The sequence below is a fragment of the Streptomyces flaveolus genome (assembly GCF_000716535.1).
Taxonomy (GTDB): Bacteria; Actinomycetota; Actinomycetes; order Streptomycetales; family Streptomycetaceae; genus Streptomyces; species Streptomyces flaveolus_A.
Map to the genome: position 1 here is coordinate 154,348 of NZ_JNWV01000023.1, position 20,861 is coordinate 175,208.

General features: G+C 72.7%; 16 protein-coding genes. 6 read left to right on the forward strand and 10 right to left on the reverse strand.

What is annotated here, in order from left to right; all coding sequences use genetic code 11:
- Window positions 1-52: 52 nt before the first annotated feature.
- From OO52_RS54020 to OO52_RS25375, 5 genes are all read left to right on the forward strand, one after another.
- On the forward strand, window positions 53-1,219 hold the full coding sequence (locus OO52_RS54020; protein ID WP_279616788.1) for a PucR family transcriptional regulator: 1,167 nt from the start codon (window positions 53-55) through the stop codon (window positions 1,217-1,219).
- Between the two features lie 229 nt (window positions 1,220-1,448).
- A complete protein-coding gene (locus OO52_RS25360) occupies window positions 1,449-1,931 on the forward strand; it encodes a DUF2000 family protein (protein ID WP_030646145.1) in 483 nt (160 codons plus the stop codon).
- A gap of 161 nt (window positions 1,932-2,092) precedes the next feature.
- Window positions 2,093-2,581 carry a (2Fe-2S)-binding protein gene (locus OO52_RS25365; RefSeq protein ID WP_078629991.1) on the forward strand — a complete coding sequence of 163 codons (489 nt, stop codon included), beginning with the start codon at window positions 2,093-2,095 and terminating at the stop codon, window positions 2,579-2,581.
- A gap of 1 nt (window position 2,582) precedes the next feature.
- Window positions 2,583-3,560 (forward strand): FAD binding domain-containing protein, encoded by a 978-nt coding sequence (locus tag OO52_RS25370; protein ID WP_030646147.1) that lies wholly within the window; start codon window positions 2,583-2,585, stop codon window positions 3,558-3,560.
- 17 nt (window positions 3,561-3,577) lie between these two features.
- Window positions 3,578-5,752: a xanthine dehydrogenase family protein molybdopterin-binding subunit gene (locus OO52_RS25375; RefSeq protein ID WP_199819957.1), complete on the forward strand. Its 2,175-nt coding sequence runs from the start codon at window positions 3,578-3,580 to the stop codon at window positions 5,750-5,752.
- Between the two features lie 82 nt (window positions 5,753-5,834).
- Here OO52_RS25375 and OO52_RS25380 read toward each other — a convergent pair whose 3' ends face one another.
- The 5 genes from OO52_RS25380 to OO52_RS25400 all read right to left on the reverse strand — a co-directional run bounded on the left by OO52_RS25380 (window position 5,835) and on the right by OO52_RS25400 (window position 12,166).
- Window positions 5,835-7,178: a vWA domain-containing protein gene (locus OO52_RS25380; RefSeq protein WP_051818512.1), complete on the reverse strand. Its 1,344-nt coding sequence runs from the start codon at window positions 7,176-7,178 to the stop codon at window positions 5,835-5,837.
- A 38-nt stretch (window positions 7,179-7,216) separates the two neighbouring features.
- Window positions 7,217-8,521 carry an AAA family ATPase gene (locus OO52_RS25385; protein WP_030646150.1) on the reverse strand — a complete coding sequence of 435 codons (1,305 nt, stop codon included), beginning with the start codon at window positions 8,519-8,521 and terminating at the stop codon, window positions 7,217-7,219.
- A gap of 108 nt (window positions 8,522-8,629) precedes the next feature.
- Entirely contained in the window at window positions 8,630-10,168 is a 1,539-nt protein-coding gene (locus OO52_RS25390; protein WP_030646151.1) for a hypothetical protein, read from the reverse strand.
- 148 nt (window positions 10,169-10,316) lie between these two features.
- Complete coding sequence (locus OO52_RS25395; RefSeq protein WP_030646152.1) at window positions 10,317-10,850, reverse strand: CbrC family protein; 534 nt, start codon at window positions 10,848-10,850, stop codon at window positions 10,317-10,319.
- Window positions 10,851-11,584: 734 nt separating this feature from the next.
- Window positions 11,585-12,166: a DoxX family membrane protein gene (locus tag OO52_RS25400; RefSeq protein ID WP_030646153.1), complete on the reverse strand. Its 582-nt coding sequence runs from the start codon at window positions 12,164-12,166 to the stop codon at window positions 11,585-11,587.
- Window positions 12,167-12,657: 491 nt separating this feature from the next.
- Between OO52_RS25400 and OO52_RS25405 the strand changes: the two genes are divergently transcribed.
- Window positions 12,658-16,107 (forward strand): phosphodiester glycosidase family protein, encoded by a 3,450-nt coding sequence (locus tag OO52_RS25405; RefSeq protein WP_037670914.1) that lies wholly within the window; start codon window positions 12,658-12,660, stop codon window positions 16,105-16,107.
- A gap of 98 nt (window positions 16,108-16,205) precedes the next feature.
- Here the strand turns inward: OO52_RS25405 and OO52_RS25410 are convergent, their stop codons facing one another.
- The 5 genes from OO52_RS25410 to OO52_RS25430 all read right to left on the reverse strand — a co-directional run bounded on the left by OO52_RS25410 (window position 16,206) and on the right by OO52_RS25430 (window position 20,783).
- Complete coding sequence (locus OO52_RS25410) at window positions 16,206-16,487, reverse strand: WhiB family transcriptional regulator (protein ID WP_030646154.1); 282 nt, start codon at window positions 16,485-16,487, stop codon at window positions 16,206-16,208.
- A 73-nt stretch (window positions 16,488-16,560) separates the two neighbouring features.
- The gene (locus tag OO52_RS25415; RefSeq protein ID WP_030646155.1) at window positions 16,561-17,277 is read right to left on the reverse strand and encodes an alpha/beta fold hydrolase; all 717 of its coding nucleotides are present in this window, start codon (window positions 17,275-17,277) and stop codon (window positions 16,561-16,563) included.
- 174 nt (window positions 17,278-17,451) lie between these two features.
- On the reverse strand, window positions 17,452-18,264 hold the full coding sequence (locus tag OO52_RS25420; protein ID WP_234337809.1) for a helix-turn-helix domain-containing protein: 813 nt from the start codon (window positions 18,262-18,264) through the stop codon (window positions 17,452-17,454).
- 80 nt (window positions 18,265-18,344) lie between these two features.
- A complete protein-coding gene (locus OO52_RS25425) occupies window positions 18,345-19,214 on the reverse strand; it encodes an alpha/beta fold hydrolase (RefSeq protein WP_234339691.1) in 870 nt (289 codons plus the stop codon).
- A gap of 315 nt (window positions 19,215-19,529) precedes the next feature.
- Window positions 19,530-20,783 carry a PucR family transcriptional regulator gene (locus OO52_RS25430; RefSeq protein ID WP_030646159.1) on the reverse strand — a complete coding sequence of 418 codons (1,254 nt, stop codon included), beginning with the start codon at window positions 20,781-20,783 and terminating at the stop codon, window positions 19,530-19,532.
- Window positions 20,784-20,861 lie beyond the last annotated feature (78 nt).

Consider the following 20,861-nt stretch of genomic DNA (forward strand, 5'->3'; position numbering starts at 1 on the left):
GGCACGCCTAACCTGGTGACACGAAGGCGGTCCGGCGAAGGGGTCGTATCAGGTGTCAGCGCATTCACCCGGGCGGAACGGCGAGACGGTCGCCGCCCTGTGCCGCGCGGTGAGGGACGATCTCCACGCCTTGGTGCCGGGCATCGTGGACCGCATCCGCCGTGAGATCCCGGGTTACGCGGTGGTGGGGCGCGCCGAGCACGAGCAGGCGGTGACCCTGCAGTACGAGGGGCTGCTCACCGGGCTGATCACGCGGCGGCCACCGTCGCCCGAGGAGAGCCGGCGGGCGCGGCAACTCGGGCGCCGCCGGGCGCAGCAGGGGCTGGCGCTGGAGTCCGTGGTCAGCGCCTACCACGTCGGCTACCGCGAGATGTGGAACATCCTGCTGCACCGGGCCGGCCCCCAGGACCAGGCCATGCGCTCCGAACTGGCCGGGCTGGTCGGGACGGTGTGGATGTGGATCGAGCAGGCGAGCAGCGCGGCGGCGGACGCGTACGGGGAGACCGTACGCGCGGAGGACGCCGCCCGGCTCGCCCTCACGCACCGGTTCCTGGGCGCGCTGACGGCGGGCGGGCCGCCCACGGCGGAGCACGCGCACCTGGCGCAGGCGCTCGGCTTCGACCCCTCGGGCACGTTCCAGGCCGTCTGCTCGCCCGGGGAGGCGTGGTCGGAGGAGGACGCGACGGCGCTGGGGAAGCGGATGCGTCGCCACCGTGGGGTGGTGCTGTGCGCCCACCGGGACAACGTGCTGGTCGGGATCCTCCAGGGTGTGCCGGCCGGCGATTTCCTCGACGCGCTGCACGGCCTCCGCCCGCACGCGCCGGTGGGGGTCGGCCTGGCCCGGGAGGGGCTGACCGGAGCGGGCGTGAGCCTCCTGGACGCGAGGGAGGTGCTCCCCGCCGGGGGCACGGGCGTGGCGAGCTTCGAGGAGGACTGGCTGACCGCGATCGTCCGGCCGCAGACCGGCCGGCTCGCGGCGCTGCTCGGCCCGGGCGGAGCGGCGGCCCGGGAACATCCCGACCTCGCGGAGACGATCCGCGCGTTCGCGGCACACGGGTTCTCGCTCACCGGCACCGGGCGTGCGCTGCACATCCATCCCAACACCGTCCGGTACCGGCTGGACCGGTGGCAGGAACTGACCGGCTGGGACGTGCGGACGTGGGCCGGCCTGAGCGCCAGCATGGTCGGCCTGAACCTGCCGCGCCGCCCGGAGCCGTGAGCCGCCGACTGGCCGTCAGCGGCATGCCGCACGTTGCTTGAGGACGTCCAGCCACCCGTACCGCAGGAAGTCCGCCCGCTCGAGGTGTAGGCCTGCTCGCCGACAACCAGGTCCCCAGGCCCCTGTGGAATGCACAAGGTCGGGCCGCCGGACGTTTCGGTTTCGCCGCTCCCCTCGCCGCAGGCCGCCGGGCAGGCTGGACGGACCCTTCAGGCGCACGGAGAGCACGATGACGATCTATGTGGCCACCAGTACTCCGGTCGGCGAACGTCCCTACCGTCGTCGCGGGCCGCTGCCCGTCGAGCACATGGTCATAGCCGTCCACGAGGAGCTGGGCCCCGAAGAGCGGGTGAACGCCGCCGCCGTGGTGAGCCTGGCCGCCGGGGCGCGGATGTCCGGCGTGCGGGGACTCGACCTCCCGGACACCGGGCCCTGGGCGCACGCGGGAACGCTGAGGTCGCGAGTCGCCGTCCTGCCCACCTCACAGGCCGGCCTGGTCGCGCTGCGGGCAGCGGCGGTCCGGGGCGAGCTCGGCATCTGCGAGTGCCCCGGGTACGGAGATCCGGCGCGGGCGGTGCGGAGCACGCACGCCCGTGACCCGCAGTACGCCGCGCTCGCCGTCTTCGGGCGGCGCGAGAGCGTCGAGGGCGTACTGCGGGCGCTCACCGCGTCCGGCTCCGCGCCACCGCCGTCGGCTCCCCCCGTCACATGACGGTTGTCAGCGGCCGACGGCCGCGTGAGGCTTGACTTCATGCGCTGCCCCCACGGGCGCCGACGCTCGCACGGGCAGCAGGTGCGGTGCAGGGAGGTGACCGCTCACCCGGTCCGACCACCGCCTTTCCACGATCTGCCGGCCTTCCCAGGAGCGATGCCATGCCGGACGAGAGCCTCATCCCAGAGACGACAGTGACCTTGCGGGTCAACGGGACGACGACCCAGGTGACGTGCGATGTGCGTACGACCCTTCTCGACCTCCTCCGCGAGCGGCTGCGGCTGACCGGAACGAAGAAGGGATGCAACCGGGGCGAGTGCGGTGCCTGCACGGTCCATCTCGACGGGCGCCGGGTCAACGCCTGCATGGTGCTGGCCGCGAGCGCCGAGGGCGGCGAGGTGACGACGGTCGAAGGGCTCGCCCGGGACGGCGAACTGCACCCTGTCCAGCAGGCCTTCATCGAGGCGGACGCCTTCCAGTGCGGGTTCTGCACGCCCGGCCAGATCATGTCGGCCCTCGGCTGTATCCGGGAGGGACACACCGGCTCGAACGACGAGATCCGCGAATGGATGAGCGGGAACATCTGCCGGTGTTCCGCGTACCCGCAGATCGCCGCCGCCGTCGAGGCCGCCGCCGGGAAGGAGCGGTGACATGCGCCCGTTCACCTATGCCCGAGCCGAGTCCGTCACCGACGCCCTGGACAGCGGGCGCGCCGCCGGCACCATGTTCCTCGCCGGCGGCACCGAACTGCTGAACTGGGCACGGATCGGCATCGAGGCGCCGGACCGCCTGGTCGACATCGGCCGGCTGCCCGGCCTCCACGAGATCACGTCACGCGGTGACGGCCTGCGCATCGGCGCGCTCGCCCGGCTCAACGACGTGGCCCAGGACCCACGCGTCGAGGCGTCGTACCCCGTGCTGTCCCAGTCGATCCTGAAGGCGGCCTCGGCGCAGTTGCGGAACCTGGCCACCATCGGCGGCAACCCGGTGCAGCGCACCCGCTGCCCCTACTTCCGCTCGCAGGATCCGGTCGCCTGCAACAAACGCGTCCCCGGCTCCGGCTGCGCGGCCCTGCACGGGGCCAACGAGCGGCTGGCCATCTTCGGCTGGACCGAGGACTGCGTGGCCGTACAGCCCTCGGACCCGGCCGTCGCCCTCGCCTGCCTCGACGCGGAGATCGTCACCGAGCACGCCGACGGCGGTCGCAGGATCCCGGCGACGCGGTTCCACACCCTGCCCGCCGAGGACCCGGCCGCGCACAACGTGCTGCGCCCCGGTGAGCTGATCACCGGCATCGAGCTGGGGGCGCCCGCGCCGGGATCCGCGTACGTGAAGGTGCGCGAGCGGGAGAGCTACGAGTTCGCGCTCGTCTCCGCCGCCGCCGCCGTCGAGGTACGGGACGGCCTGATCTCCCGCGCGCGCCTGGCCCTCGGTTCCGTGGCGCTGCGGCCCTGGCGCCTGTACGACGCGGAGCGGGCACTGGTGGGTCTGCGCCCCGGCAGCCCGGGCGTACGGGACGCCGTCACCTCGGGCTTCGCGGCCGGCCGCGCCCTCTCCTCGAACGCGTACAAGATCCCGCTCGCCCGCAACACGGCACTGCGTGCCCTCGAACTGGCCCTGGAGGCGTGATGACTGGAATGCGTGGCGTGACCAGGCAGGACGGCCCCGCCAAGGTCACCGGAGCGGCGGTGTACGCGGCCGATCACAACGTCGCCGAGCAGCTCCACGCGGTCCTGGTCGGTGCGACGGTCCCCGCCGGCCGGGTCAGCGGCTACGACGTCGAGGAGGCGCGGCGTGAGCCGGGCGTGGTGCGTGTGCTGACCGAGCTGCCGGCCGTGGACAAGGCGTTCGCGGAGCTGCCGAGCCCTCCGCTGGCGACCCGTTTCCTGCCCATGCAGTCGGAGGTCGTGCACTACTTCGGCCAGCCGGTGGCCATGGTCCTGGCCGAGTCCCTGGAGGCGGCCGAGGGTGCCGCGACGCGCGTGCGGGTGTCGTACGAGCGGGAGCCCTTCGTCGACCCGGACACGGCCGCGGGCGTCCCGCCGTCGCCGGAGAGCGGTTACGGCATGCTCAGCGACCTGGAGTTCCGCAAGGGGGACGCGGCCGGCGCCCTCGCGTCCGCGCCCGTACGCGTGGCGGGCACCTACACACAGCCGTCGCGGCACGGCAACCCCATGGAACCGAGCGCGATCGTCGCCGAGTGGCACGACGGCCGGCTCACCGTCCACGACTCGGTGCAGCACGTGTACGCGGTGCGGGACACCCTGGCCGCCGCCTTCGGCATCCCGGCCGACAGGGTACGGGTGATCGCCCCGCACACCGGCGGGGGCTTCGGCACGAAGGCGTTCGTCTGGCCGCACGAGATCCTCGCCGCCATGGCCGCCAAGGCCGTCGGCCGTCCGGTGAAGCTGGTCCTCACCCGCCAGGACATGTACAGCATCGTCGGCTACCAGCCGCTGATGGAGCACCGCGTGTCCCTGGGCACGGACGAGCGCGGCGCGTTGCGGGCCATCGTCCACGAGGTCGACAACGTCACGGCGGTCACCGACGACTACGTGGAGTTCGGGTCGGTGCCCTCCAAGGCGCTGTACGCCTCCCCGAACATCTCCACGAGCCAGCGGGTGCGGCGCGGCAACGTCAACCTGTCGTCGTTCATGCGCTCCCCCATCGACGGCCCCGGCACCTGGGCGCTCGGTTCCGCCATGGACGAGCTGGCCCACGCCCTGTCCGTGGACCCGCTGACGCTCCGCCTCACCAACTACGCGGAGAACGATCCCGCCGACGGCACGCCCTGGTCCTCGAAGAAGCTCAGGGAGGCCTACGAGGAGGGGGCACGGCGGTTCGGCTGGTGGGAGCGGCCCAAGGGAGGCACCCGGGACGGACACCGGCTCATCGGCTGCGGCATGGCCGACTGCACCCAGGGCCAGTTCAGGTTCACCTCGCGGGCCCGGGTCAGGCTGCGGGCCGACGGCACCGCGACCGTCGAGGCCGGGTACACCGACATCGGCGCGGGTTCCACCACGATCTTCCCGCAGATCGCGGCCGAGACCCTGGGCATCGACATCGGTGCCGTCGAGGGGGTGTCCGGCGACACCGACCTGCCCTACGCGGGCCCCACCTACGGCTCGGGGACGACACTCGCCATGGGCACCGCGGTGCACCTGGCCGCCCGCGACGTGCTGCGCCGGCTCGCCGACGTGCTGTCCTGGCCGGCCGAGGAGGTGCGCGCCGACTCCGGCGCCCTGACCTGGCGCGGCCGGCGCCGGCCGTACGGCGACATCCTGGGCGCGGCGCGGCTCGACGAGGTGGTCGGCGACGGGGAGATGGTCCTGCCCGGTGGCGCGTCCGCCGACGCGGGCGCGCCGGGTGTCTCGTCCCGCACGTTCGGCGCCATGTTCGTGGAGGTCGGCGTCGACCCGGACCTCGGGCTGCTGCGGCTGCGCCGCGCGACGGGCGTCTACAGCGTCGGCGCGGTCGTCAACGAGCGCACCGCGCGCTCGCAGCTGATCGGCGGCCTGGTGTGGGGGTGGGGCATGGCCGCGATGGAGGCCAGCCACTTCGAGCCGCACCTGGGGCGCTGGCTGTCCCAGGACCTCGCCGGGGTGCCGCTGCCCGTGAACGCAGACATCCCACCCCACATCGACATGTCCTTCGTCGACGAGTTCGACCCGCACGCCGGGCCGCTCGGCGCCAAGGGGATCGGGGAGCTGTCCGCCACCGGCATCGCGGCGGCGGTGGCCAACGCGGTGTTCGACGCGACGGGGCGGCGCGTGCGGGACCTGCCGATCACGCCCGAGAAGCTTCTGGATCCCCGTATGTGACCTCCGGGCGCGGCCCGGACCGGAGGGGGCCGGGAGGACGTCGTACCCAGGCCCCTTGCGGCGCCCGTTGCCGGTCTCCGTCTCAGCCGATCGTCACGACCCGTGCCCAGGGCGGTGGGGTGTCCGGGACATAGTCGGGGTCTGCCTCGTTCACGGCGTGGGCGGGGCGTGGGAAGAGCCCGACGACGGTGCGACAGGGCGGCTGGGCCGAGGGCCACGGGGTCTGTCCGTCCGTGAGGGCGACGATGACGTCCGGGCCTGGCCGGGAGCGCAGCGCCCGGGTGAAGCCGGAGCGCAGATCGGTTCCGCCGCCGCCGACCAGTGCGATGTTCTCGGCGCGGCAGAGGGGGACGGCGATCCCGGCCGCCGCGTCGCAGGAGATCACCGAGACCAGGTCGCGCCGTCCGCCCACCGCCCGCGAGATCGCCGCGACCTCCAGCAGCGCGCTGCCCAGTTCGGCGTCGCTCACCGACGCGGACGTGTCGATCACCACGCAGACCCGGGGCGGCTTGCGGCGCAGGCTCGGCAGCAGTACTCCGGGGACGCCGGCCGAGCGCCGGGACGGACGCCGGTAGCTGTGGTCCTCGCCCGTGCCGGGCGCGCCCGCCGCCGAGCGGACCGCCGCTCCGAGCAACTGCCGCCAGGGCTGCGGGGGATGGAACACCTCCTCGGCCCACCGGCGCCACCCCTCCGGCGCGTGGCCGGGCCGGCCTTTGATGCCCTCGGCGACCCGGAAGCGGACCGCGTCCCGCTGTTGCCTGCTCAGCCCGTGTGCCCCGTCGGGTCCCAGCTCCCACGGCCGGGCCTGTCCGTCGGCGCCGCTGCCGCAGTCCAGCCAGGCCAGGTCCGCGGTGAGGCCGGACAGGGACGCCGTGCGCAGGTACTCCTCCATGAGGAGACCGTCGGGCAGCCGCAGCATGGACGGGCGTACCGCTCCGGCAGGCCGGGGCAGGCCGTCGCCGTAGATGTCGTCGTTGATCTCGAAGTCGGCGGCGATGTTGCGCCGTAGCCTCCCCCGACCCCCGGTCGAGGAACCCCCCGTCCCGCTTCGTTCGCCGGGACCGTGCTTCTCGTGCTCCCGCGCGTACCGCTCGCCCCGCGCGTGGTGGTCGCGGAGCAGGTGGGAGACCTCGTGCACCCAGACGCCCGCCAGCTCCTCCACCGGGGTGCGCGCCACGAAGCCGGGTGAGACGTAGCAGCGCCAGTGCGCGTCCACCGCCATCGTCGGCACCGAGCGGTCCTCCACCACGTGCAGCGCGAAGAGGGCGGCGGCCAGGTAGGGGCGGACCTTCACCGCGTGCAGCCGGGCGGCCAGCAACTTCTCCTGGTCCAGCCGCAGGCCGGGACGGTCGTACGACCCACCGGAGGCGGTCGGCCTCGGTGCCGTGGCCCATACCGGGCGTGCCGGCCGCGCGAGCGGGCGCATGGGGTGTGGCAGCGGCCTCGGGCGCTTCGCGGGCTCCGTCATCGGCGCGGCCCCGTCGTACGCCCGGCGCCGGCCGCCGTGGCCCGTCCCACCGACTGCTCCGCCCGTCGGGCGAGGCCGATCACCCCGGCCAGCCGTTCCACCGCCGCGGGCACCTCCCAGTCGTCGCGCCGCAGCGCCGCCAGTGTCGTCGCCGGGGCCACCAGCAGGTCCGGGGCGCCGGTCTCCAGTGCCCGGACCAGTACCGCCCAGCCCGCCTCCCACCGCCGCCGCTCGGGGCGCGCTCCGACGGCGGCCACCACCGCCTCCAGCGTCGCCTGCCGCAGATCGCCCCGCACGGGCAGTTCGGCGGAGGCGGGATCGGCCAGCAGCGACTCCGGGTCCGGCAGGTCCATCCGGTCCAGGTGGGCGAGGAGTTCGAGCCCTGGGCCGTCCCCCACCGCGCCCCGCACCAGCAACGCCAGCACCTCCCGGGAGACGGAGGCCGCCGTGCCGAACGCCAGCAGGGTCAGCGCGGCGTCCCAGCTGCGGGGCGAGGGCCAGGCGCCGCCGCGTCGTGTCTCCGTACTCGGCAGCCGGTGGATCAGCGTCGGCCGGGCTCGCAGGAAGCCGCAGACCGCGCGCCGGGCGTGGGCCACCGCTTCCGGCAGCCGCTCGGGCGCCAGCCGGGGCAGCTCCGCCCGGGGCCAGACCCCGCCCAGCCCGCGCACCACCACCTCCGGGTCGTGCACCCAGTGCAGATGGACGAACCGGTTGGCGAGCGGCGGGCTCAGTTCCCACCCGTCCGCCGCGGAAGCGCGCGGGTTGGCGGCGGCCACGATCCTTACGCCCCGCGGTAGTTGGAGGGCACCCACCTTCCGTTCGAGGACGACCCGGAGCAGTGCGGCCTGGACGGCGGGGGTGGCGGTGGAGAGTTCGTCCAGGAAGAGCAGCCCCCGGCCGGCCCGCACCAGCTCCACGGCCCACTGCGGCGGCGCCATCGGCACGCCCTGTGCCGCCGGGTCGTCGCCCACGATGGGCAGCCCGGAGAAGTCGGACGGCTCGTGGACGCTGGCGATCACGGTGGTCAGCGGCAGGCCGAGGGAGCCGGCGAGCTGTGTCAGGGCGGCGGTCTTGCCGATGCCCGGTTCGCCCCAGAGCAGTACGGGCAGGTCGGCCGCGACGGCCAGGGTGAGTGCTTCGAGCTGCTCATCGGGGCGGGGCTCGGTGGTGGTGTTCCGCAGGGCGGCCAGGAGGTGGTCGGCGAGGGCGAGTTGGGTGCGGGTGTCGGACGGTCCGGCGGGGAGGGGTGCGGGCGCGCCGACGGCAGGGACCGCGGTCCGCGGGAGGGTGCTGGAGGTCATGGGCATCACCTGGGTGGGATGAGGGAACGGGACGGCCCGTCCGGATGTCGTGAGGGCATGCGGCGCCTAACGCGTGGCGCTGGTGGGCGAGTTGGGCGGAAGGGGTGGTCAGCCCGCGAGGCCGGTGCGTGGCCGGGCCCGGCTGCTCCGCTTGCGGACCATGGAGTGCGGGGTACGGCGATCCAGCCGGGGACGGTGACTCGCGTCGGCGTGTGCCGCGTCCGAGGCGCTCCCGCCTCCTGCGGCGCGGGCAGCGGGGTGCACGGCGACCAGGCCCGAGCGGAAGAGACCGTGGTCGATGCGTCGGGTCGCGGCCGACTCCAGTTCCCGCCGGAGCGGCCCGTCGGGCAGGAGGGCGCCGGGGCCGAGGAGTCCCTCGACCACGGCCAGCGCGCCGATGACGTCACCGTGGAGGAGCCGCTCCCGGACGGCGGGCAGTGCCTCCGGGCTGCGGTGCACCGCGTCGATGGCCCGGACGCAGGGCAGCGCCGGCCCCCCGAGCGCCACCAGCAGTTCCTCCCGCCGTAGTTCGGCCGGATCGTGATCGATCGCCGTCAGCACCCCGTCCCGCAGCGCGATCCGGTGGACCTCGCCCCGGCACCGCACCCGGTGCGGATCATGGGGCTCGGGGGCCGGTCCGGCCGCTGCCGCCGGGCTCGGCTCCGCCAGTGCCGCGGCGACGAGCGGATGCAGGCGATCGGCCGCGACGAGCCCGGCCCGCAGCAGCTCCAGATCGGGCAGGATCCGGGCCGCCGCCTCCGGCAGCACCGGGAGCGCGGCGACCTGCTGCGGCGGCAACTCCTCGCGGGGCAGGGGTCTGAACGTCGGGGCATGGCTGTCGTCGGGCGCGACGAGTTCGAGGACGGCACGGCTGCGCGCACCGAGCCGCACGGTGAAGGCGCCGCGAGGGCGTCCCTCGGCCCGCAACAGCAGCTCCGCCTCGGCGGCCCAGCGGGAGACCGCCCACGAGGCATCTGCGGCGGCCCGCTCCACAGGATCCGGGTGATCTGGGTGATCCGCGTGGTCCAGGTGACCTGGAGGATCCGGAAGGGCTGGACGGCGGGAGCCGTCGGAGCGGTCGACCGGCACCATCGGCGGTGCCGCGTCCGCCCCGCATCGCCGCGCGAGTTCGCCGCTTCGTCCGGAGTCCCAGAGGTGCCGGTGCAGGTCGAGGCGGTGACGCCGGTCGGAATGGGGGTGCGGGTGGTGCCCCGGCACACTGCGTCCTGGTCCCTCCCACAGGGCCAGCGACATGCGCTGGCCGGCGTCCGCGCTGGTCGGTGGTGTGCGCACCACCAGTTGCAGCGGTGGGCCGCCCGAACCGCCGTAACGGGCCAGGGAGATGGTGAGGCCGGGCCGGAGCCGCCCGTCGGGCGCGATCCGGGGCATGTGCCAGCGGAGCAGATCCGGCGCCAGCCGGCGCAGGTCCGCACGGAGCAGAGTGGCGACATCGGTGCCGTGGCGCTTGCGCACGGCGCGCAGATCGAGATCGATGTCGATGCGGGCGGCGGCGCAGGCCCCCGACCAGTCACCGACCTCACGACGCGCGGTCGCGGTCTCGATCATGGACGGTGGCACGGCGTACTCACGCACGCGTTGCCACATCAACAGGCGGGACGGGATGTCGTTCGCGAAGTGATGTGCCATCAGCACTCACCTTGCACGTACGATTCCCCCAATCCGTACGAGGAGAAGTTCTTCATCTCCGGCATCGTAACCACACCGCTGACGCCCTGTCCCCGAATTTCACACGGTCCGCGGCGCGGCGACCGGTGTGGCGTCGGCGCCCCCAGTCTCAGGACGCGTCCGCATAGGCGAGGTGAGTGGCGCAGACGGTGCACCGGAAGAGCATGGCGGTCGCCCCCTCGCCCAGATGCGTCAGGAAGTACTCGAGCTGGTCTTCATCGTGCCGGCCGGCGATGCGCATGTCTGCCCGCACCTGGTCGAGGGCTTCGGGGTGGGCCGCCAACTCGGTGTATCCGACTTCGCCCAGGAAGGCGGCCGCGTCCTGGCAGTGGACGAGCCAGTGCGGATCCTGCCAGGCGTGGAAGCCAGGGGTGCGACGGGTCACCTCGTACAGGACGTCCTCGCTGACACCGTCGAGTCCGTAGGAGTCGGCGAATTCACCCTCGAAGCGTTCAGCCGCGCTCCCGTCCGCGATGCACCATGGGCAGAAACGTCCTTCGATTTCCTGGGCGGTGTAGAAGGTCGCCGTGTAGATCCAGCCGGTGCTTCGCTCGCAGCAGGCGCACGTATCGGCGGCCGCGCGGATGGAGCCGCTGGCGAGGGGGTCCGGGTGGTAGCGGAAGAAGGGCAGGCCGGCGTTCATCGCCGCTTCTCGATCCGCGGCTCGATGGCCATGCCTCTTGATCGCATGGTGGGCAGTCTGTCCGCAAGGAGGTTCGCGATCAAGCCGTGTCCTGGGACTCCTGCGGCAATGCGCCGCGTGCTCGGTGTTGGCGGTGCGGTCGGCTCGGCAGCCGAGCCGTCTTCGGACGGGTACGGGACCTCGGCGTCGCCGTCTCGCCCACCCACGCGGCCGCGATCCAGGAGGCTCGGGAGTCCGGGGCGGCGGCGGGCGGCGGCCGTCACCGGAGCCGCAAGGTCCCGGGGGGCGGTCCGCGAAGATCTCGAGCAGCCAGTCGCAGACGGTTGGCCCCCGGCCTTCACGGGCCGCAGCCAGGTCGGCGCTGACGGACGGACGGCTCCCGGGATGGCGGCGCGAGAGACGGATCTCCAGTTGGCGAGCGGTCTCCGCATGGCCCAGGTGTGTGCGGGACGCCTCGTGGCCGTTGGCCGCCTCGCCGATGATCCGCCAGAAGTCCACCAACGTTGTGATCTTCATACCGTCCGCCACGTATGTCGTCGTCACGTCCGCAGGGTCTATGTGCGGCTGCCGCCTTGCCCGTCTTCGCCTGCCGGACGGCGGTCTGGGGCGCCCGTGCCTTCGGGCGTCCGGCTGCCGGTCCGTTTTCCTGTCCGGGGCAGGGACCGGAAAGGTCTGCGCTGCGCCCGCATGGCCTGTTCACCCCCGGCAGAGGCGGTCCACGCGGCCGTATCGGCCTAGACGCTGAGAGAGAGCGCAGCGCCGACACCGCCCAGGCCGAGGGCGACGGCGGCCTCCGCCCAGCCGCCCCTGCCCCAGGGGAAGAAGCGGTCGGCGGACAGCCGGCCGGGTCCGATGGCGGCGACGGCCAGGGCGGCGACGGCGATCGCCACGTTGTACTCCACACCGCCGTCCGAGTCCCACACTCCGTGGGCGGCGGTCACCGTGACCATCGCGTTGATCATGACGCCGATCAGGGCGGCAGCCGCGAGCGGGGTCAGCAGCCCCAGGGCCAGACCGAGACCGCCGAGAAGCTCCGACAGACCCCCGATCACGGCGAAAATCTTCCCCGGGCGATAACCCAGGGCTTCGAAGGCCCTGCCGGTCGCGGTCAGACCACCGCCTCCGAAGAGACCGAAGACTTTCTGAGCTCCGTGCGCGGCCATGAACAGGCCGAAGGTCAGTCGGAGGAGCAGCAGGCCGCAGTCGGCCGCGGTCACCACCGGCCCGGTGGCGGCCGCCGTGGGCGCCGTGGCGGTGGGGTGCGCCGCCGATTGCGTGGAATGAGGCGAACGGTTCAGGATGCGTTTGATCAACATGGCAATGATCCGATTGGAGCGCCGAAACGGGCGTTACCCCCAGCTCGGACAGCCGCCGAGCAACCGATGACGGGTGGGTGCGCGCGCCGCACAGCCTCACGGAGCACGCACGCCTCACAAGCGATCCTTGCGGTGCGGACCGCGTCGTGCATCTGGGAGAGCCGTCGCCGGGTGGGTACGGCGGGGCGGTTCCGACAGCCGGGCCTGTGGGTCGGAGCTGCCCCCTGCGCGGTGCGGAGAGCGCGGAGTATGCCCGACGGCAACAACGATCCCGGCCGAAACACCGACAGGCCCACCGTCTACACGCTCATGCCACACGGGACGACAGCGCCCACGCACGTCGATGGTGAACGCCGCGTGACCGCCGGTCCGTGGACGCGCTCCTGATGGTCATCTTCGCCACGGGGTCCGGACACCTGTGCTCCGCCGAGCCGGTGTGCGGTGGTCGTGGGCGTCGATGACCATCGGCGCACTCCTCTAGGAAACGCGTGATGACACTTCGTAACAAGAGACCCCTGGCGGCCGGCTCACGCCGTACCGCGGTGGCGGCGGCGCTGGCGCTGACGCTCGCCGGCGCCGTGGGCGGGGCGGGAACCGCCTTCGGTTCCGCCGACGACACGGCGGCGCCCCGGCACACGGCCCAGCCTGACTGGCTGCCGGACACACCGCAGAACTGGCCCGTGGTGGTGGACCACACCCGTACGCCGGACGAGACCGTCACCCGTGGTCTGCGGCACTACAGCGAGACCTACGACACCGTCGGCGGTCGCCAGCACATGCAGGTGCTCACGGCCGACCTGACCGATCCGAACCTCCGGGTCGGGATGGTGGAGGCCGGCGACACCCTCACCAACCCGGCGGACGAGACGCCGTCCTCGATGGCCCGTCGCACCGGCGCGGTGGCCGGCGTCAACGGCGACTACTTCGAGATCCACGCCAGTGGACGCCCGCTCGGCGGCATCGTCTCCGACGGGCGCGTGCTGAAGAGCCCCAAGCCGGGTTTCGCCTCCCAGTTGGGCGTGAAGCCCGACGGCACCATGGTGATGGGCCCGGAGACGTTCTCCGGAACGATCACCGCCGGCTCCGCGACCCGCTCGCTCGCCTCGGTGAACACGGTGAACGACGTGTCGACCGGTGGCATCACCGAGGTCACCCCCGATCTCGGCGAGACCCCGGACCTGGCCAAGCCGTCCACGCTGGTGCTCGGCCGGGCCACGGACGGCGGCTTCGTCGTCGACAGTGTGCAGACCGGGGTGACCACCGTGCCGCGGTTGACCTCCGGCCGGCTCGGCCTGCTCGGCGCCGGCGACGGCGGGCAGTGGCTCACCGACAGCCTGCACTCCGGTGACAAGGTGGGCATCGCCACCCACCTCTCTCCCGACAACGATGTCACCGAGCTGATCAGCGGTGTCGACACCCTGGTCAAGGACGGCAAGGTCTACCGGGACCCGACCGGCACCCCGCCGAGCGGCGCCAACCCGGAGACGGCCGTCGGCATCACCAAGGACGGCAAGCACGCGGTCGTCGTCGCCGTCGACGGCCATGGCGGCGCTGCCACGGCCTTCGGCGTGACGCGGGACGAGGTCGCCGGTTACATGGTCGCCCACGGCGCCTGGACCGCCATGCTGTTCGACGGCGGTGGCTCCACCACCATGGTCAGCCGTGCCCCCGGGGCCGGCCGGGCCGAGGTCGTCAACACGCCGTCCGACCTGCCCGGCAACACCGAACGCCCGGTCGCCAACGGCATCTTCTTCTACTCCACCGCCAAGCAGCCCGGACCGGCCGACAAGGTCGTCGTCAACGGCGGCAAGACGCTCACCACCGTCGCCGGCGGCTCCGTCCCGCTGCCGGTGTACGCCGTCGACCGGTTCGCCAACCCGGCGGCCGGGCACGTGCGGGTCCGCGTCGAACCCTCAGACCTCGCCACGTACGACAACGGCGTGCTGACCCCGCGCCGCACCGGCACGGGCCGGATCATCGCCTCCGACGGCACGGCCTCCGCCTCCGCGAAGCTGGAGGTCGTCGGCAAGCTGAAGACCCTCACGGTCTCGCCCGACAAGGCCGACCTCGACAACGGCGCCACCCAGCAGCTCACCCTGTCGGCCACCGACAAGGACGGCGACCAGGTGCGGATCCCCGCCGAGGCGGCGACCTGGAAGGTGAACCCGGCGGGCCTCGGCAGCGTCGACGCCCACGGCCTGTTCACCGCCGACGCCGACGAGGGCGGGCTCGCCGAGGTGACCGCGACGGTCGCGGGCGCCACCAGCACCGCGTCGATCGCCGTCGGCAGCGTCCACAAGGTCATCGACCCGATGACCAGCCTGGACGTCTGGCGGCTCAGCAACAACTCCACCGGCAAGCCCGCCACCCTGACCGCCGACCCGGGCGTCGTCCCGCCGGGGTCCGACGAGTCGGGATCGCTGAGGCTGGACTACTCGATGCCGGCCGGGTCCGGCGTGAAGCAGTTGGTGCTCTCCCCGAAGACCACCCTGAAGACCGACACGAACAACGGCCAGGTCCCCACCGGCATCGGTGTGTGGATCAAGGGTGACGGCAACGGCATCGAGCTCGCCGAGAAGTACATCGGCGTCAACGGATCCTCGACCACGCTCTACCCGACGTACGTCACCTGGAAGGACTGGCACCTGGCGGTGGCCCAGCTGCCCGCCGGCATGCAGTTCCCGCTGACCATCAGCTTCATCGACTTCCTGGCCATCAGCCCGAGCACCGCCTACAGCGGCTCGCTCAACGTCGCGGGTCTGCAGGCCCTGTACTCTCCGCGGCCCGTCACAGCGCCCGAGTACCACGCCGTCCCGAAGAACCCCGAGTGGCTGTCCTTCGAGGAGGACTCCGCGGACTTCGCGAAGCGCGGCACCACTCTCCTCACCGGTGACGACGCCCATCTGCTCGCCTCCGACCCCGGGTCGGTGAGCAGCAACGTGATGGACTCCGTCGCCGAGCGGCTGCCCGAGCTCACCCCGCAGGCCCGGCCGGACGCCGCCCAGTTCCTGGGCGACATGGCGGACGACGGCAAGCTCGCGGATCTGCGGTTCGCCAAGTCGAAGATGGACGCGCTCGGCGTTCCCGAGCGTGACATCGTCGGCAACCACGAGATCACCCAGGGCGCCGACGCCGAGAACGGCAACTACAGTGACACCTTCGGCGACACCCACTACGCCTACACCCAGGGCGCGGCGCGGCTGATCGTCACGGACAACTCGCACGGAAGCCTGCAGTCCTCGGACCCGTTCCAGGACCCGGAGGGCGCCCAGTACCCCTGGCTGGTCCAGCAGTTGACGGACACCACCGCCAAGGACGTACTGGTCGTCACGCACATGCCCGCCTACGACCCGCACCCGGCCGCGAACAGCCAGTTCACGGACCGCTGGGAGGCCCGCATGTATCTGCGGCTGGTGCAGCGCTACCAGCAGACGCACCCGAAGCAGCACGTGATCATGATGTACGGTCACGCCCGCGGCTTCGCCGAGCAGATCCTCGATCCCGAGGGCCGGAGCGTGACCACCGAGGAGGGCGGCATCCCGCAGTTCACCTTCGCCGACCTCGGCATGCCGGCCTACGCCCCGGCCGACCAGGGCGGCATCTACCACTTCGGTCTGATCCGGATCGGTGACGACGGTGACCTTCAGTACACCGTGGAGCCCGCGCTCGCGTCGATCACGGTCCACGGTCCGAAGGACCCTGTCGCCAAGGGCGACCACATCACCCTGACCGCCACGGGCGAGCAGATCGGCGGCGACAACATCGCACCGCTCACGATCCCGATCGCGGACCCGGCCTCCCACGTCTGGACGTCGAGCGACCCCAAGGTCGCCTCGGTGGATCCCGCCACCGGCGCCCTGACCGCCCACCGCCCCGGCACCGTCACCGTCTCGGTGACCGCCGGCGGTGTCACGGCCGGCACCTCGGTCGTCGTCCGGTGATCTGACCCACCGCCGGGGTGCCCGGGGCTTCCCGGGCACCCCGGCCGGTCGAGGCCGCTCCCGGCGCCGACGAGAAGGGGGCACTGAGGTCGAGGGGTTCAGGGGTTCGCGGCGTCCGGGGACCCGGGGCCGGCGCGGCGTTCGGCCTCCGTGCGACCGCCCCACACGCCGTACCGCTGGTCGGACGCCGCGGCGAAGCCGGCGCACGGAACGCGCACCGGGCAGTAGCGGCAGATCTCCTGCGCTCTCTGTTCACGCCGGCGCCGCGCGGATCCCCGCTCACCGGGCGGTGAGAAGAACACCGAGCTGTCCATGCCCCGGCAGGCCCCCTCGGCCTGCCATTCCCACGTCCGCAGAAGCGGCTTGAGCTGCGTCGTCATCGACTGGTCCTTCCTTTCGGCTGCGGTCTCGTGCGGGGGGTGCGCGCGGGGGGGTCAGCGGATGCGTACGGGGTCAGCTCACCGCGTGGACGGCGTCGCGGATGAGCCGGGCCACGGCCGTGGGCTGCGAGAGCGTGACGGCGTGCGAGGCACCGTCGATCTCGACCACCTTCGCTCCGGCCCGCGCGGCACCGAAGCGCTCCACCTCCGGAGCGATCACCTGGTCCGCGCCGGCCACCAAGGCCCACGAGGGCTTGGTCCGCCACGCGGCGGCAGTGGCCCTCTCCTCGAAGGCGGCCAGGGCCAGCGGAGGTTGACAGGAGGCCAGCACCTCGGCGACCCGGGCGGAGACATCGGCGGCGAACACCGTCGCGAACGCCTCCACGCTGAGGGTGACCTCGACGCCCTCACCACCGTCGGGGGCGGGGTAGCTCCACCGCTGGAGGTCGCCCGCCGGTGCGGTGTCCGGGAAACGGTCCCGCAGTTCGCCGAGGCTCTCCCCCTCCTCCACCACATAGGCGGCCACGTAGACCAGGGCGACGACGTTGTCGGTGGTGCCCGCGACGGTGATCACCGCACCGCCGTAGGAATGCCCGACCAGGACGACAGGACCGTCGATCTGAGCGGCGACCGACGCGATGTGCGCGGCGTCGGCGGCGAGGCCGCGCAGTGGATTCGGCGGCGCGACGACCGGGATGCCGCGGCTGTGCAGCTCGGCGACGACGCCGAACCAGATCGCCGTGTCGGCGAAGGCTCCGTGGACCAGGACGACGGTGGGGGTGGGGGGCATGGCGGGGTTCCTTCCCGGTTCACGGGTGTGCCGGCGAGGGGGGGCGCCGGCGTGCCCGGCGGCCTCGACGGCTTCGCATGGTGGCCTCGTGGGCGGTGGGGGGATCCGGGGGCGTCGGCGGCGGGAGGTGCCTAAAGGCGGGCCGCGGGTGCGTGGGGCCGTGGCTGGTGGGGCTCAGGCGTCGGAGGACGCGGTGGCCTGCCACTCCTTGGGGGTGATGCCGTAGGTCTGCCGGAAGAGGCGGCTGAAGTGGGAGGGGCTGGCGAAGCCCCAGCTGTGGGCCACGGCGGCCACGGTACGGCGCCGCGCGCGCAGTTCGGCGCGGCAGGCGTCGAGCCTGCGCTGCCGTATCCAGGCGCTCACGGTGGTGCCGCCGGACTGGAAGAGCTTGTGCAGGTAGCGCACCGAGATGTGGTGTGCCCGGGCGATCGATTCGGGCGCGAGGTCCGGGTCCATGAGGTTGTCCTGGATGTGCCGCTGGATCCGCGCCAGCATCTCGTGGCTCCCGGGGGCGGAGCGCGGTCCGCGCGTCCGAAGGACGTCCCCGACGAGGAGGGCCACGAGGTCGGCCGTGTTCAGAGCCAGGCGCCGGCCGCCGGTCAGGCGCTGGTGGCGCGGCGTTCGGGCGAGGGCGGTCAGGAACTGCGAGACCAGCGACGCCAGGCCGCTCCCACCGCTGAGGTGGGTGTGCGCGACCGCACCCAGGTCGGCCGCCGACGCGTCGAGCAGGCACAGGGGGATCCGGAAGAGGGCCAGGTTCTCGCCACGGGAAAGGAGGTCGGGTCGGGGGGCGGCGCCGATGACGATGTCACCGGGCTCCAGTTGCAGGAGGGAGTCATGCGGGAGAATCACCGTCTCGTCGGAGACGTTGACGGCCAGGTAAAGGTGGTCGTCGTCGCCGGCGGTCGGCCAGGGCAGGTTGATGAAAGGGCCTGAATCATTTCCCGGGGACGTGATGGACGACTGGCGTTCGGGGGTTTCGGGCATGGCAGGGGTGATCGACCGGGTCACATCGGGCTCCCGTCGTTTCCTTTTCATTGTTCAGTTCTTCGGGGAGAAGAGCGGATTCAGACATTCACGGCAGCGTGATCCACCGGATCCGGCTGCTCGGAGAGGAATGCGCCGACGACGTCGTTGAAGGCCGGCGGATTCTCCAGGAAGGGAAAGTGCGAGTTGGCCACCGTGGTCGGGAAGACATGCAGCCGCGCGCCCGGGATCCGCTGGGCGACGAACTGCTGCGACCGCGGGTGGACATGGCTGCCGTCGCATCCGATGACCAGCGTCGGCACATCGATACGGGGCAGCACGTCCCGCCAGTCCTGGGCACAGTGGTCGAAGAGCAGGGGCACTCCCGCGTGGGCGGGGGTGGCCCGGATCTGCTCGGCCACGAAGGCGAGGATCGCGGGGTCGGGGTCGCCGGAGAACATGCCGCGGACGAACTCGTATCGTGCCTGTTCACCGCCCGGACCGGCGAGCTCCGCGCCGAGGGCGACAAGACCGGCCACGTCGAAGATGGCACCCGACTGCTGTTGCTCCTCGGCCGACATCCACGGCACCGCGGCGACGGCCGCGGGCTGGTCCACGGCGACGAGACTCCGGATACGACCGGTGCCGTACTGGTCGACGAAGCTCCACCACACCGAGGCCCCCATCGACCAGCCCAGGGCGTCGAACCGGTCGAGTCCCAAGTGGTCGACGAGGTGCAGCACATCGGCCGCGAAACGAGCGATGCGATAACCGTGGTACGGCTTGTCGGACACCCCGTGTCCCCGGAAGTCCAGAGTGATGACGCGGTGCGCGGGGGAAAGTCCGCGTACCTGATGACGGAACATCTCCTGCGTCTGGCCCCAGCCGTGCAGCATGACCAGAGGGAATCCCTCTCCCCCGCTGTCCTGGTACACCAGGCGTACTCCGTCGCCGGTCGTCAGCTGGTCCACGGCCCCCACGTCAACTCCTTCTCGCACTCCGCGCCACGACGTGCTCCGCGGCGGCGGGTTACGGCTTTGTTTCACGGGGCCGGCCTCAGGACCGGCTCCCGCATACGGAAATTCTGTGTCGGCCGACACCTCGCGCACCACCGCGCTCCGTAGTGATCGGCCGGCGAATTCTTCGTCATTCTGTAGGGGGCCGCTACCGCACCCCGGCGCCGCGTAGTAATCGGCCGGCGCGCGTTCCGTCACTCTGTAGGGCGGGCCCGGATCGGCCCGGCACCGGCGCCGTCCCGCGCTCTCGTGCGCCGGCGGGCGACCCGGTCATACGGCGGGCAGGGGCTCGGTATCCGCCTGGAGCAGTTCCAGGGTGCGCAGGCCCAGGTGCAGGACCAGCCGGTCACCGCCGCTGTCCAGGTCGAGGCCGGTGATCTCCTGGATCTGACGCAGCCGGTAGTAGAGCGAGGTGCGGTGGATCTGCAGGGCTTCGGCCGTGCGCGGGATCGACCCGGCGTGTTCGAGGAAGCACCGCAGCGTCTCCTCCAGGCGCTGTCCGCCGGGGCCGTCCAGCAGCCGGCGCAGCGGCGTGGGCAGGAGTGACGGGGTCAGGGCGTGGTCGGGCACCTGGAGGAGTACGGCGAGTTCGCCCAGCGATTCCCATGCGCCGACGCCCTTGAGGTGGGGCAGCCTGCGCGCGGCACGTGCCGCGACCAGGGCCTGCGCGTGCGAGGTCCAGGCGTCGGCCAGGCCGTCGTGGGTGCCGCCGATGCCGAGGACGGGGGCGGCGGAGGCGTCCAGGTAGGCGGCGAGGGCCTCCCGGACGGCCGTGGCCTGGTCCTCCAGTTCCTGCGCGGTCAACGGCCGGGCCGAGACCTGGAGGAGGACCGCGCCGTCCGGCGTGGCGGCCATGACGCCGTCCGCCGAGCGGGTGTGCACGAACCGCTCCAGGGACGCGCGCAGCGCGATCTCCACCTGCCCTGGCGGCTCCACCGAGCGGGAGACCTGGACGACGCTCACCACCGCGTGCGGGGCGTCGGGCAGAACGCCTCCGTCCAGGATCTGCCGACGCGCCGTGGCGCGGGCCGCCTCACCGGTGCCGAAGAGCGAGTGCAGTGTCTCGTGCAGGTCCGCCTGGCCGGCGGTGGCGGCGAGTTGGTCCGCGCGGAGCTGGGCGGTGATCGCCGGCACTGCCCCCGCGACAGTGTCGGTCTCCTCGCGGGTGAGCGTTCCCTCGGGCGCGACGACCATCAGCAGGCCGAGCAGTTCGCCGCGGTCGCGCAGCGGAACGCAGTAGCGGGTGAGCAGCCCCAGGTCGTCGCGGCCCTCGATGAAGCCGGGTTTCGGCCAGCCGGCCACGCCCTGGTCGAGGACGTACCGGATGATCTCGTCGTCGGCCCGGCCCCGCAGCAGGCTGCGTATCCGGACCGGGTCCTCGTCGCCGAAGTGCTGGCTGGAGCAGATGAGCCGCACCAGGGGGTCGTCGACGACCACGGACCGCTCCAGCCGTTCCGCGAGTTCCTCGATCAGTTCCTGCAGCGCGTCGCTGCCCACCCGGACTCGCAGTCGCCGCTCGGCCATGGCGTCTCCCTCCCTCTGACTCGGCCTTTCTACAAGCCGTGGAAGGGGCGGCTCAAATGTTCGACAAGATGCGGACGG